Here is a 14084-nt window from a genome sequence, read left to right as displayed (position 1 = left end):
AACATTTGAGTGACCAAGCCTTGGAGTCGCGGGTCATCAGGAGAGTGTGGCGACGTTTTGGCGCGCGAGTACGCGGTGTTTCGGGTCAAGTCAAGGCTTGACGGGGTGACGCTCAAGCGAGTTAATCGAGTTAGTAACATATTAGTTGCGGTTGCTCAACGAGGAGTGCTCGTATGAGGTCCAGAAGCCCTGCCCCGCGTCGTGCGCCCACAGCGGTGCTCGTCGCCACCACCGCGCTCGTGGCCGCCGCCGCCACCACCACACCGACCGCCTTCGCCGCAGTCCCCGCCTCGGTCGCGGTCGTCGGTGATTTCACCACCGGGATCGGCTGCGCCGCGGACTGGGACGTCGCGTGCACGGCGACGCGGTTGACCCAGCGGCCGGACGGCGCCTGGTCGACCACCTTGTCCCTGCCCGCGGGCACCCACTCCTACAAAGCGGTTCTCAACAGCTCCTGGAACGAGAACTACGGTGCCGGAGCCGGTGCGAACGGCCCGAACATCCCGATCGTGGTGCCGGAGGGCGGGAAACGGGTCACGTTCGCCTACGACCCGGTCACGCACTGGATCACCGACGACGTCAACCAGCGGGTGATCACCGCGGCGGGGTCGTTCCAGACCGCGCTCGGCTGCGCGGGCGACTGGGCCCCCGAGTGCCTCAGGTCGTGGTTGCAGGACGTGGACGGCGACGGCACGTACACCTGGAGCACCACGGCCATCCCCGCGGGCTCCCACCACGTCAAGGCGGCCATCGGCCAGTCCTGGACGGAGAACTACGGCCGAGACGGCACACCCGGCGGTGCCGACGTCGCCTTCACCGTGCCCTTCGCGGGGGCGACCACCGCGTTCCGCTACAACGCCACCAGCCACGTGCTGACCGCCACCTCCACCGGCGGGAGCGCGAGCGCGCTGACCGTCGTGGCCGCGGGCGACTTCCAGTCCGAACTCGGCTGCGGCGGCGACTGGTCGACCACCTGCGACAGCTCCCGCCTGTCCGACACCGACGGCGACGGCACCTACACCTCCTCCACCACCGCCATCCCGGCGGGCACCTGGCAGGTCAAGGCGACCATCGGCGGAACGTGGGACGAGAACTACGGCCAGGACGGAACACCCAACGGTCCCAACATCGTCTTCACCGTGCCCGCGAACGGCGCCAGGACCGACTTCGCCTACAACGCCACGAGCCACGTGCTCACCGTGCGCTCCGAGGGCGGCGACGTCGGCGTGCCCGGCCCCGGCACCCCGCCCGACCCCGGCGCGAAAGCACACTGGTTGTCGCGCAAGCACATCGCCTGGGACCTCGCCACCAGCAGCGGGACCTACTACCTGTACTCGGCGACCGGGGGCGACGTGCGCATCGGCGCACCCAGCCGGGCGATCAAGCTGGAGCCCGTGCCCGGAGGCCTGCCCGCGAATCTCCGGCAGGCGTTCCCGCAGCAGGCGAACCTGGGCGCGCTCGCGTTGCCCGACACCATCACCGAGGCCGACGTCGAGAGGATCCTGACCGGTGACGTGGCGGTCGCGGCGTTCGACGGCACGACGCCGCGCGCGTCGACGCGGCTGCGCAACCACGGCGTCCTCGACGACGTCCACGCCTCCGCCCGCACACGCGCCCTGGGTCCTGTGTGGACCGCCGGTGTCCCGGCACTGCACCTGTGGGCACCGACGGCCCGCTCGGTCAAGATCAACCTCTACGACGACGCCACCACGGGAACACCGTCCTCGACCGTGGCGCTGGCCGCGAGCGGTGACGGCGTGTGGAGCGCGACCGGCACCGCCACGTGGAAGAACAAGTACTACCTGTTCGACGTCGAGGTCCTGTCCGACAGCGGCTCGTTCCTGCACAACCTCGTCACCGACCCCTATTCGGTGGGGCTGTCCACCAACGGCACCCGCAGCGCGCTGCTGGACCTGGCCGACCCGGCCCTGACCCCGACCGGCTGGACGTCACTGGCAAAACCGGCCCTGGCCAAGCCGGAGGACCAGGCCATCTACGAACTGCACATCCGCGACTTCTCCATCGGCGACACCACCGTCCCCACCGCCGACCGCGGCACCTACCGCGCCTTCGCGGCCTCGGGCAGCAACGGCATGAAGCACCTGACCGATCTCGCCCGCGCCGGACTCACCACCGTGCACCTGTTGCCGTTCGCCGACTTCACCATCCAGGAGCAGCGCTCGCAGCACCAGACCCCGCAGTGCGACCTGCGCTCCATGCCGCGCGACAGCGACCAGCAGCAGTCCTGCGTCAACGCCGTCGCCGGCAGCGACGGCTTCGACTGGGGCTACAACACCCAGCACTACACCGTGCCGGACGGGTCGTACGCGACCAACCCGCAGGGCGGCGCCCGCACCCTGGAGACCCGGCAGATGGTCGCGGGCCTCAACGGCGCCGGTCTGCGCACCGTGATGGACGTGGTCTACAACCACACACCCGACGCGGGCCCCAACGGCACCAACAACCTCGACCCCGTCGTGCCCGGCTACTACCACCGGCTCAACGCCGACGGACAGGTGGAGACCTCCACCTGCTGCCCCAACACCGCCGCCGAACACATGATGATGGGCAAACTCCTGGTCGACTCGGTGCTCACCTGGGCCAAGGCGTACAAGATCGACGGCTTCCGCTTCGACCTGATGGGCCACCACCCCAAATCCGTGCTCACCACCCTGCGCACCGCCCTGGACACGCTCACCCCCGCCAAGGACGGTGTCGACGGTCGGGCGGTCTACCTCTACGGCGAGGGCTGGGACTTCGGCGAGGTGGCGGGCAACGCACTGTTCCCCCAGGCCACCCAGGTCAACATGGCGGGCACCGGCATCGGCACCTTCAACGACCGCGTCCGCGACGCCGTGCGAGGAGGCGGCCCCTCCGACACCAACCCCCGCACGCAGGGCTTCGCCAGCGGACTGTTCACCGCACCCAACGGCGACGGCGTCAACGGCGACACCACCGCGCAGAAGGCCAAGCTCCTCCTGCACCAGGACCAGATCAAGGTCGGTCTGACCGGCAACCTCAAGGACTACGCGTTCGTGGACAGGACCGGCGCCGGGGTCAAGGGCTCCCAGGTGCCCTACGGCGGCTCGCCCACCGGCTACACCAGCGACCCGCAGGAGAGCATCGCCTACGTGGACGCGCACGACGACTTGGTGCTGTTCGACAACCTGACCTACAAGCTGCCGGTGAACACCGGCATGGCGGACCGCGTCCGCGCCCAGTCGCTCGCGCTGAGCATCCCCGCTCTGAGCCAGGGCGTGGCCTTCTGGCACGCGGGCAGCGAGATGCTGCGCAGCAAGTCCTTCGACAGCAACAGCTACAACTCCGGCGACTGGTTCAACGCCTACGACCCCACCAAGACCGACAACGGCTTCGCCCGCGGCCTGCCCGCCTCCGAACGCGCCAAGGGCCAGTGGTCCTACGCCAAGCCGCTGTTGGCCGATCCCGCGCTCAAACCCTCATCCGCCGACATCGCCAAGGCCGCCGCGCAGTCCACGGACTTCCTGAAGGTCCGGGCGACCAACCCGCTGTTCCGCCTCGCGACCGCCGCCCAGGTCCAGCAGAAGATCTCCTTCCCCGACAGCGGCCCCAACCAGAAGCCCGGTGTGATCGTCATGCGCATCGACGACACCGCCGGCACCGACATCGACCCCAAGGTGAAGGGTCTCGTCGTCGTGTTCAACGCCGGCACCCAACCCGTCAGCCACACCCTCGCCGCCGCTCAGGGCACCAACTACGCCCTCGACCCCGTTCAAGCCGCGGGCAGCGACACGATCGTCAAAACGGCCACGTTCACCTCTTCCACCGGCACCTTCACCGTGCCCGCCCGCACCACCGCCGTGTTCCGCCTCGCCCAGTAACCACACCCCGAGCCGAAGGCCGGCACCCCGGAGCGGGTGCCGGCCCTCGTTCGTTCCAGGGACGTGCTCAGGGGAGACGCGGAACCGGCCCGGTCGACTCGCGCACGATCAACGTCGTGCCCAGTTGCTGGTGCGGGTGCTGGTCCTCACCGCGGATGGCCGAGATCAGGAAGTCGGCCGCCGTGCGCCCCTTCGTCGCGATCGCCTGCCGCACGGTCGTCAACCGCGGCCGCTGCCACGCCGCCTCCGGCAGGTCGTCGAAGCCGGTCACCGACACCTGTCCGGGGACGTCCACCCCCAGTTCGTGCAGCGCGTCCAGCACTCCGATCGCCAACACGTCCGACAACGCCACGATCGCCGTCGGCCCGTGCTCGGACACCAGCCGCTTCGTCGCCCGGAAGCCCTCGGCGCGGGTGACCGGCACCTCGGCCAGCACCACGTCCGCCATCGTCATACCGACCTCGGCCAACGCGTCGACGATGCCCTCCATCCGCCGCGCCAGCGGTCCCCGGTAACCACGCTCGGCCCGGTTCGGTCCCGGGTCCATCGACAACACCGCCAGCCTGCGGTGCCCCAGTTCCAGCAGGTGACCCACCGCCTGACGCGCGCCCTCGCGGTCGTCGACGTCCACACTCGGCACGTTCTCCTGCGGATCGCTGTCGACCAGCACGAACGGAATCTTGCGGCGCTCCAGTTCGGCGACCTCGCCGCGGTCGCCCTCCAACCCGCACACCACGAACCCGTCCACGGCCGCGTACGGGATCGCCTTGAGCATCGAGTCCCGCAGCGGCGCGCTGAGCAGCATCGTGAACCCCTCCTGGTCGCACACCTGCCCCACCCCCATGAGGAACCGCGAGTAGTACGGGTTCTCCATCACCGTCGCCAGGTTCTGCGGCAGCAGCACACCCAACGCGTTGGTCCGCCCGGCCTGCAACATCCGCGCCACCGTGCTCGGCGCGTACCCCAGTTCCTCGGCCGCCGCCAGGATGCGCTCACGGGTCGCCACCGAGATCCGGTGCGGGTTGTTGTAGGCGAACGACACCGCCGACCTCGACACACCCGCTGCCACGGCCACGTCACCGGATGTCGGCTTGCCCCGACCGCCGGCGGAGTCCGACCGGACCGGTTTCCGCACCATCGCACTACCCCACTCCACCGGACATCCACAGGTAGCTCATGTTACTAACGGCGACCGGCGTTCTTGAGCATTGTGGCGACCCGCGCGATTCCGCATGATCTCTTCACCTGCGCGGATCGGATTTTCGGCAACCACAGGGCTTCAAACGGCTGCGTTCGCGGCGGAACCCGTGTTGGTTCCGGTGGAGAAGGTGCGCCGGTACGCCGCGGGTGAGGTGCCGACGATGCGGGTGAAGTGGACCCTGAGGCTCGCCGGTGTGCCGAAGCCGCACGCGGTCGCGATCCGGGCGATCGGCTGGCCGGTCGTCTCGAGGAGTTGCTGGGCCTGGCGCACGCGTTGCCGCAGCAGCCATTGCAGTGGTGACAGGCCGAGCGTCTCGGTGAAACGCCGTTCGACGGTACGGACGCTGACATTGCTGCGGGCGGCGAGGTCCGCGGTGGTGAGGGGCCGGTGCAGATGTTGGACGGCCCATTCGAGCAGGAGCGGGAGCCAGCCGTCGCCGGAGGTCGGTGTGGCCGGTCGGATGTACTGGGCCTGTCCGCCGTCGCGGTGCGGTGGTGTGACGATGCGACGGGCGACTTCGGCCGCGACGGCCGCACCGTGGTCGAGGCGGACCAGGTGCAGGCATGCGTCGATGCCGGCCACGGTGCCGGCGGAGGTGATGACGTTGTCGTCCTCGATGTAGAGCACCGTCGGGTCGACCGTCACGGCTGGGTAGCGGCGGGCGAGTTCGTCGGCGTGCAGCCAGTGCGTGGTGGCCCGACGGCCGTCGAGGATGCCGGCGGCGGCGAGCACGAACGCTCCGGAGCAGATCGACAGGATGCGGGTGCCGCGCCGGTATGCCGAGCGGACCACGTCGACCAGCTCCGACGGCGGGGCCTCGTGCACGTCGAGGCAGGCCGGGATGACGAGGGTGTCGGCGCACCGCAGATCGCTGGTGGACGCCGTCTGCTGGAAGTGGAATCCGGGCAGCAGCGGCACGGGCCCGTCACCGACGCCGACGATCGAGAACTCGTACCAAGGACTCACGACGTGGGAACGGTCGACGCCGAAGACCATGCACGGCACCGCCGCTTCGAAGATCGGCATGCCGGGCGTGAGTGCCATCACGACCCGATGTGCCACCATGTCGCAAACCTGGCGCAGGCTGACGCTTGCGACACTGCCCTTCTCGCCGCCGGGCCACCATGATCGGCGGATGCCATTCCCCTCCGCACCTGCTGTTGCCGTGTACGGCGCCTACGGCCACACCGGGCAGTTCGTGGTCGCCGCACTGCGCCGACGTGGCGTCGCTCTCGTGTTGAGCGGCCGGGACGCCGGGCGCCTGCACGCACTCGCGGCCCACCATCCCGGTACGCGGGTGAGACCCGCGGCCCTGGACTCACCCGCCGACCTGGATCGGGCTCTGGACGGGGTGGTGGCCGTGGTGAACTGCGCCGGCCCGTTCGGCGACACTCCACCCGCCTTGGTCGACACGGCACTGCGCGCGGGAGTGCACTACCTGGACGTCGCCGGGGAGACACTGGTGGCGCGGGCCATGTTCGACGGGCCCAAGCCGCCGGCCGGTGTACTGGTCGCGCCCGCGCTCGGGTTCTTCGGCGCGCTCGGTGATCTGCTGGCCACCGCCGCCTGCGGATCGGGCCCGCCCGCCGACGCCGTCACCGTCGCGGTCGCGCTGGACAGCTGGGTGCCGACCAGGGGATCGCAGCTGGCGGCGAGCTGCGCGGGCCGGCGGGTCGTGTTCACCGGCGGCCGGCTGCACCTCAGGTCCGGTGGCACGCCGCCCGCGCCCTTCCGCTGGACCACCTCAACCTGTCGTAGCGGCCCGGTGCCTCGATCCCCGTCTCCACTGAGATTGCTGAGCCGATCCGAGCAAAGCCACGGTCGCGTGCCATCTGCTGTAGTTGCTCCGAGATCACGACCGCGGTTTCGGCACTCAGGAATTCCAGGAGATCTTGCGCTCCGGTGCGCGGATCGCACGAGAACATCGATGGTCCGCCGTGGCCGCGACGCTGGAACCGGCGAACCGGTCACCGCGACGCGGCATCCGCGCTTGCCTTGGAGACCATCTGATCTTGTTTTGGAGTGATCCGCCCGGATTGGCGATCGCTCCAGAGTTGATCAGCTGTGAGTTGGCGACGCGCGTATCCCAGCGGCCTGTCCGGTGATGACCTCGGATCGCAACCTGTCGTTGTCGTACCAATTCTTTGGGCGGTGCCGTGGAATGCGGCTGGTTACAGCTCGGCCCGCAAAAATGCGGACTCATCTGTAACGGTGTGGTATCGGCTGTATCGCGCTGCGATCTTCGGGCGATGACCACGATGGTCTGTTCGGTGGTGAGGTAGGGGTACGACTGTGGCGAACAACGGCGCTGTTCCGAGTCCGCAAGGTGCTGCGGTCGATCGAGCGGTACGGCTCTTCGAGTTCCTCGCGCGAAGCCAACAGCTCAAGTCGAACTCGCCCCGCACCACCGACAGCTACGACTCGGTGCTGTGGTTCGGGCAGTTGCCCGACCACCCGGCGATCGAGTCCGCGCATCGCGGGGAAGCACCCGAGCCCGGTGCCCCCTTGCTTGTGGTTGACCGGATCTCGCACCAAGAACCGCCTGAACCGGAATTGGAGTTGCGGCTCTGGCTGGAGGGGGAGTGGGACGACCCAAGTGCCCCACCGCGTCTGCGCGAGTCGATCGGCGAAGAGGAGCAGCGCACCGCGCTCGATGACGCGCCCGAGATCCGTGACGCCCATGTCGAGTGGGAGGCGCGCTGGTCGGAGTGGGCCGAGCGCGAGCGGAGCGATCGACCTGCCCGGAACGTCTACAACGACCTGTTCTCCGCCTACGTCACCGCGGCCGGACACGCCGAGGAACTCGAACTCGTCATCGGGGTCGGCTGCCTGTCGTGGTCGCCACCCGGTCACCACGTCGTGCGGCGACATCTCGCGACCGTGCCCGCCATGATCCACTTCGACGACGCCACCGGGCGGTTGATCCTCCAGCAGGCCGAGGTCGCGGACGGCCTGAACGTCGAGCTGGACATGCTCGATCCCGGTCGTGTGGCCAACCCGCAGCACGTCGTGCAGATCAGGAACGAGGCCCGCGAGGTCACCGCCGCCGTACTTCACCGTGAAGCCGTGGGCGGCGTGCTGCGCCGTCTGGTGCACGCCCTCGACGGTGACGCCGCGTACCTGGAAGAGGACGACGCGCAGAAGCCCGGCACCCACGCCGTTGCGGCGTTCGCGCCGGCCGTGGTCCTGCGCAGGCGTTCACGACAGGGGATCGTCGACATCCTCGATTCGGTCGCCGTGCAACTCGGGGAGTCCGGTGTCGTTCCGGACGGACTGCTCCCGCTCGTCGACCCGGACCACCGGCCTGCTTCGGAACGGTCGCCCGAGGCAGGCGCCCTGGTCGAACTCGACGAGGACCTCTTCCTGCCGCTGCCGGTCAACGACCGCCAGTTGCGCGTGCTCACCCAGGTCGACGCGAAGGCCCAGACCCTCGTCCAAGGTCCTCCCGGAACGGGCAAGACCCACACCGTCGCCGCTCTGCTGTCCCACCTCCTCGCGCAGGGCAAGCGCGTGCTCGTCACCGCGCACACCGACCGCGCCCTGAAGGAGGTGCGGGCGAAGCTGCCCGAGGCCATCGCGCCGCTGGCCGTCTCGGTCGTCGGCTCCTCGCGCTCGGACCTCGCGGACCTCAAGGTCGCCGTGGAGCGGATCAGCCACGTGGCCAGTGAGTACGACGCCGAAGCCGCGCACCGGGCCATCGAGGACCACCTCACCGCGATCGAAGAACTCCGCCTGCGTCGGGCCGGGTTGTACCGGCGCCTGCTCGACGCACGCGGTGAAGAGGTGGCCGAGCACGAGGTCGGTGACTACCGGGGCACGCTCGCCGCCCTGGCGCAGCGCGTGGAAGCGGAGCAGGAGCGGTTCGGTTGGGTGGCGGACCTGATCACGGTGTCCGGGGTCGACCCGTCCCCGATCCCGGCGAACGACATCGCCGAGTGGCACCGGAGCGTCGTCGACGACGCGTTGAACGCGGACGAGCCCGAATCGCGACTCAAGCTGCTGCCCCTCGCGGACGTGCCCGCCCCCGAGGCGTTCTTCGCTCTCGTGACCGCGGAGCGGCGGGCCATCTCGGCGGAGGAAGGCCACGGCAGCCTCACGCGGCACACCGCTTTCGACGCCGTCCGCCGTTTGGACCAGGCCACGCGGACCGTGGTGCGCCAGCGGCTCAACGGGTTCGCCCGGGACGCCGAGGACCTGTCGAAGCGGCGCGAGCAGTGGATGAACGACGCGCTGTCCGACGTCCTCGCAGGCCGCGCGAACCACTGGCGGTCGCGCGGGAGCCAGGTCGCCCAGCTCATCAGTCACGTCGGCCCCCTGGCCGACCGGCTCGGCCCGCTCACCGAGGTGCGGGTCGGCCCCTCCGACATGGGCGCGCTCGTCGCTCTGGCCGGGGCGCTCCGCGCGCACGTCGGTGACGGCGGAAAGCTCAAGACCAACCCGGACGGTTCGCCCAAGACGGGGGCGTTCGCCCCGAAGGCCGTGAAGCAGGCCCAGCCGTTGTTCCAGACCGTGCGGGTCAACGGAGTTCCGCCCACGTCGGCCGACCACCTCGACGCGTTCCTGATGTGGGCCGAGGCCACCAGGACGTTGGACGCGCTGGACCGGGCGTGGCCCGACTCGGTGCACGTCCCCGCGGAGGACACGCTGAGCGAGCGGCTCCAGTGGCACGTGACCGAGTTGGAGCAGTTGCGCCGCGTGCTGGCACTGGGTGAAGCCCTGGAAGGGGAGGAACGCGGCCTGGCGGGGCTCGGTCTGCCACGCCCCAACTGGACCGACCTCGACGCCGTCCAGACCTATGCCCGCCTCGTCGACGCCGCCGCCGCGTCGGACGCGCGCACCGCCGCGACCGTGCCGCTGCTGGAGGTCGTGCGGACCACCGCCGAGGTGGCGCAGTGGGAGGACGCCGCGCCATGCGTGAAGCAACTGGCGCAAGCCGCGGAGGAACGCGACCACGAGTCGTACGCGGTCGCGCACCACAGGTTGGTGCGCCTGACCGAGGTCGTCGGGCTCGCACGTCGTCGGGACGGGATCGCGGCAACGCTGTCCGCTCTGCTGCCGCGGGTGAGCGAGGCCGTCTCGGTGGACCCGCGCGACGCCGCCTGGGTGGGGAAGCTGGCTCACTGGGACGCCGCATGGGCGTGGGCAGTGGCACGGGCGTGGGTGCTCGGGCACGGTGACGAAGACGTCAACGCTCTCCAGGTCGAGGTGTCGCACGTCGAGGACCAGGTGCGCGGCCGGGTCGAACGGCTGGCGGCCGAACGCGCTTGGGGACACGCCGTGTCGCCGGAGAGGCTGCCCGGCAAGGCCCGCGCCGACCTGCTCCAGTACGCCCAGTTGGTCAAACTGCTCGGCAAGGGCACCGGCGTCTACGCGAACCAGCGCAGGGCCGACATCAAGGCGGCCATGGACCGCTGCCGTCCGGCGGTGCCGGTGTGGATCATGCCCGTCTACCGGATCGCCGAGCAGTTCCGCGTCCAGCCGGACATGTTCGACGTCGTGATCGTCGACGAGGCGTCCCAGGCGGGGCTGGAGGCGACCTTCCTGCAGTACCTCGCTCCCAAGATCGTGGTCATCGGCGACGACAAGCAGGTCTCGCCCACGGCTGTGGGCACCGACCAGCAGCAACTGCGCGACCTCGCCGAGCAGTACCTGTGGGACGACCCGTACCGCGCGTCGTGGCAGGACCCCAGGCGCAGCCTGTTCGACGAGGCGAAGATGCGCTTCGAGGGCATGACCACACTCGTCGAGCACCGGCGCTGCGTGCCGGAGATCATCGGGTTTTCGAACCGGATCGCCTACGAGCCCGACGGCATCCGGCTGGTGCCCGTGCGCCAGTACGGCGCGGATCGCCTTGAGCCGATCAAGCCGGTGTTCCTGGACAACGGCTACGAGCGCGGCGTGACCGACAAGGTCAACCCGGTCGAGGCGGACGCCATCGTCGACCAGATCGAGAAGTGCATCGCCGACCCCCGCTACGACGGCATGACGTTGGGCGTCGTGTCGCTGCTCGGCCGTGCCCAGGCGAAGAGGATCGAGAAACGCCTGCTGGAGCGCATCCCACCGGAGGAGTGGAAGGCCCGCGACCTGCGGTGCGGCGACTCCGCGGACTTCCAGGGCTCCGAACGCGACGTGATGTTCCTGTCCATGGTCAAGGCCGCGGAGCCGGGGAAGCGGATCGGCGCGTTGACCCAGGACCTGTACGTCCAGCGCTTCAACGTCGCCGCCTCGCGGGCCAAGGACCAGATGTGGGTGTTCCACTCCCTGCGCCTGACCGATCTCGGCAACCCCGAGGACATGCGGTTCCAGTTGCTGGACTACTGCTACGCGTTGTCCGGGCGCGTGGACGGCGTGGACGGCGCCAGGCACACGGCCGTGCCCGAGGATCTGAAGGTGAAGCCCTTCGACTCGCTGTTCGAGCAGCGGGTGTTCAACCGCCTCGTCGACCGCGGCTACAGCGTCGTCCCGCAGTTCCCGGCGGAGGGTTACCGGATCGACATGGTGGTCGTGGGTGCCAAGGCCAGGCTGGCGGTCGAGTGCGACGGCGACGCGTGGCACGGGCCCGACGCGTACGAGCGCGACATGGCCCGGCAGCGCGACCTGGAGCGGTGTGGCTGGAGGTTCTTCCGCATCCGCGAGTCGGAGTTCTACGCGGACCGGCCGGCTGTCATGGCCCGGCTGTGGGATGCGTTGCAAGGGCTGGACATTCATCCCTCCGGGTGGATGTCGGACGGCGAGGACCCGTCGGCCGTGGTGCTGCCTCCACCGGTGACGGCCACGCCTGAACTCGTGGTGCCCGAACCGGTCGTCACCGAGCCGGTGGTGCCAGAGCAGGTCGTGCGCACCCCGGTCGAGCCCGTGGTGGCGCCGAAGCCCCTGGTGACCGCGAGCATCCCGGATTCGTTCGTAGCAGTGGTCGTGGAGCACGGGGGTGAAGTGCCACTCGTGGTCGTCGAGGACCCGGTGCCGCCTGTCGTGGATTCCGCACTTGCCGCGTACAGGACGTTCGAGGGGACTGTGGTCCAGGTAGCCGAGGCATCACGACGAGACCTGCTCGACGGCCTTGTGCGTCTCGTCGAAGCCGAAGGGCCCGTGCTGGGCAGCCGACTGCACACCGCCTACGTCCGGACCTCGGGCTCCATCAGGGTTACGAAACTGGTCGCCGGCGAGTTGAACAAGGCGATCGCCCAAGCAGTGCGCGAAGGACGGCTTCTCGAGGACAACCCGCTCGGTGAGAGCGGTGTCAAGCCACGAACGTACCGGTTGCCCGATCAGCCGGAGGTGCGGATGCGCCACGTGGGACCGAGGTCGTTCGAGGAGGTGCCCCCGAGCGAGCTGGCGGCGCTGCTCCACCACGTGGCCGACCGGGACGGGAACGAGGGCGAGGAGGCGTTGCAGCGCGCCGTGCTGGAATTGCTGGGCTTGAAGCGACTCACCGACAACGTCAAGAACCGATTCGCCGCCGTTCAGGCCCTCCGAGCCTGATGCTGTGATCGGTCAGGGAGCTGAACTGGCGGCGTGAATCCCACGGGGTCGGTCGTCGATCTTGGCGGCGATGGCGGTAAGGCAAGTCGGATCGTGGTGATCCCGATGCTCTTGGGCAGGTACTCGCGCACGATCTGTTGCGCACCGGGTTCGATGTTCTCCATCGAACCCGGTGCGCAACACATGACTGCACGCCTGCCATCCTGCAGCTTGCTCCTGCCGGTCAACACCCATCGGGCTCGACCGTGATATTCCAGGCCCTGTGGCACAGAGTCCGTCGAATGGCCGGACGGGTCTCGAGCCGAGCGTCGGCAACTCCAGCAGATGCCTACTCGGGATGGGTGTGCGTCGCGACCACTGTGGTGCGGTCTCCACCGATACGGGTGATGGACCTGGTTGATCTTCACGTGGTGTGACCAATCCTTGTCGTCACTACTTCGTGCGGGTGCACGTGCAGATGCACTGCCAAAATGAGGCCTGAACCGCATAAGCTTCTCCAGTGATCACCGGATTCCAGCAGATCGACGTGTCAGGCCAAGGGCGGATCGCGTTACCCGCCACCGCTCGTGTGAGCCCGATCGTGGAACTGCGGAACGCCATACGGAACGCGATCGACGACCTCAAGCCGGTGACGACGGCGGAGTCGCCCGACGCGCGGTTCGAACGGATGCTCCTCCGGTTCACCATCTCGGTCGGTCCGTTGCGAAGCGGATTCGAAGCCCTGACCGGCACGGATCCGCATGGCCCCCTGGCTCAGGCGTTGAAGAGGCTGACCGGGGCTTTCAGCAGCGCGGCCGAAGGTGACATCAACGCCACCCGCAGCGCGTTGATCTCCGCTCTTGGTCTTGCCCTGCGCCTGGTCAAGGACGGCGAGCCGGACGCGGTCGGCATCGAGTTGCCGACCTCGCGGTCGCACTTCTGAACGCGTTCGACCGGTAAGCCCGTCGCAGCACGGATCAGGTGTCTCGCACGGGGGCGACCCCAGGGTGTTGCCCGTCCGGTTGGCCTGTCGGCTGTGGTGGAACCGGGTCAAGACGTTCGGCACTGTCGTGGAGCTGTGGAGTACCGCGAGCGGGCCTACGCTGGGACGATGGCGGACGGGCGGTTGCGCGCCGAGTTGGCTTCGATGGGATCGTCGTCGGCGAAGATCGCGCTGTCCGACGCACCCGTTGGGCAGCGGCTCGAAGCCGCTTTGCTGGCTTTGGCCGAACACCGGGCTCCGCGCACCACGTGCCCGTCCGACGCGGCGCGCGCGGTCGGTGGTGCGGACTGGAGGGATCTGATGGACCGGACCCGCGAGATCGCACGGGATCTCGCGCGCCGCGGTGCCGTCGAGATCACCCAGCGCGGTGAGGTGCTCGACGTGGACGAGTCGTGGCGGGGGCCGATCCGCATCCGCTTGGTGCGACCAGCCCGGTAGACCGGGGACGGCCGACGAGCAGGACCGGCCCAGGTGAACCCGGACGTCACCGATCCGGTGTGCCCTTGCACCTCGTCAATGGGCGGCGAGGTGGATCAACATGGTGGTATCGCAGGCCAAC

7 protein-coding genes and 1 pseudogene are annotated in these 14084 nt (G+C 69.2%); 5 read left to right on the top strand and 3 right to left on the bottom strand.

Features of this window, described 5'->3' with window-relative positions:
- Positions 1 to 173 precede the first annotated feature (173 nt).
- Entirely contained in the window at positions 174 to 3860 is a 3687-nt protein-coding gene (gene pulA, locus RM788_RS04735; RefSeq protein WP_315930283.1) for a pullulanase-type alpha-1,6-glucosidase, read from the top strand.
- A gap of 67 nt (positions 3861 to 3927) precedes the next feature.
- Here pulA and RM788_RS04730 read toward each other — a convergent pair whose 3' ends face one another.
- Complete coding sequence (locus RM788_RS04730) at positions 3928 to 4998, bottom strand: LacI family DNA-binding transcriptional regulator (RefSeq protein ID WP_315930282.1); 1071 nt, start codon at positions 4996 to 4998, stop codon at positions 3928 to 3930.
- Positions 4999 to 5139: 141 nt separating this feature from the next.
- Complete coding sequence (locus tag RM788_RS04725) at positions 5140 to 6126, bottom strand: GlxA family transcriptional regulator (RefSeq protein WP_315930281.1); 987 nt, start codon at positions 6124 to 6126, stop codon at positions 5140 to 5142.
- On the opposite strand from RM788_RS04725, the pseudogene RM788_RS52860 reads away from it, so the two are divergent.
- A pseudogene (locus RM788_RS52860) lies at positions 6056 to 6481 on the top strand (NAD(P)H-binding protein); the annotation flags it as partial. The gene RM788_RS04725 and the pseudogene RM788_RS52860 sit on opposite strands and share 71 nt — an antisense overlap.
- A gap of 14 nt (positions 6482 to 6495) precedes the next feature.
- Here the strand turns inward: RM788_RS52860 and RM788_RS04720 are convergent.
- Positions 6496 to 6744, bottom strand: a complete 249-nt coding sequence (locus RM788_RS04720) for a hypothetical protein (RefSeq protein WP_315930280.1) — start codon at positions 6742 to 6744, stop codon at positions 6496 to 6498.
- An 876-nt stretch (positions 6745 to 7620) separates the two neighbouring features.
- Here RM788_RS04720 and RM788_RS04715 point away from each other — a divergent pair.
- The 3 genes from RM788_RS04715 (at position 7621) to RM788_RS04705 (ending at position 13963) form a co-directional block, all read left to right on the top strand.
- Positions 7621 to 12543 (top strand): PDDEXK-like endonuclease domain-containing protein, encoded by a 4923-nt coding sequence (locus tag RM788_RS04715; RefSeq protein WP_315930279.1) that lies wholly within the window; start codon positions 7621 to 7623, stop codon positions 12541 to 12543.
- Between the two features lie 499 nt (positions 12544 to 13042).
- Positions 13043 to 13465, top strand: a complete 423-nt coding sequence (locus RM788_RS04710; RefSeq protein WP_315930278.1) for a hypothetical protein — start codon at positions 13043 to 13045, stop codon at positions 13463 to 13465.
- Between the two features lie 168 nt (positions 13466 to 13633).
- Complete coding sequence (locus RM788_RS04705; RefSeq protein WP_315930277.1) at positions 13634 to 13963, top strand: DUF3253 domain-containing protein; 330 nt, start codon at positions 13634 to 13636, stop codon at positions 13961 to 13963.
- Positions 13964 to 14084: the final 121 nt, after the last annotated feature.

It is taken from the genome of Umezawaea sp. Da 62-37 (assembly GCF_032460545.1).
Classification (GTDB): domain Bacteria; phylum Actinomycetota; class Actinomycetes; order Mycobacteriales; family Pseudonocardiaceae; genus Umezawaea.
This window is presented reverse-complemented; position numbering and strand designations above follow the sequence as displayed.

Excerpts from the sequence above, each read along its gene's own strand:
- RM788_RS04705 (WP_315930277.1), top strand. The coding sequence starts at position 13,634 with ATGGCGGACGGGCGGTTGCGCGCCGAGTTGGCTTCGATGGGATCGTCG.
- RM788_RS04725 (WP_315930281.1), bottom strand. The coding sequence starts at position 6,126 with ATGGTGGCACATCGGGTCGTGATGGCACTCACGCCCGGCATGCCGATC.
- RM788_RS04730 (WP_315930282.1), bottom strand. The coding sequence starts at position 4,998 with ATGGTGCGGAAACCGGTCCGGTCGGACTCCGCCGGCGGTCGGGGCAAG.
- pulA (WP_315930283.1), top strand. The coding sequence starts at position 174 with ATGAGGTCCAGAAGCCCTGCCCCGCGTCGTGCGCCCACAGCGGTGCTC.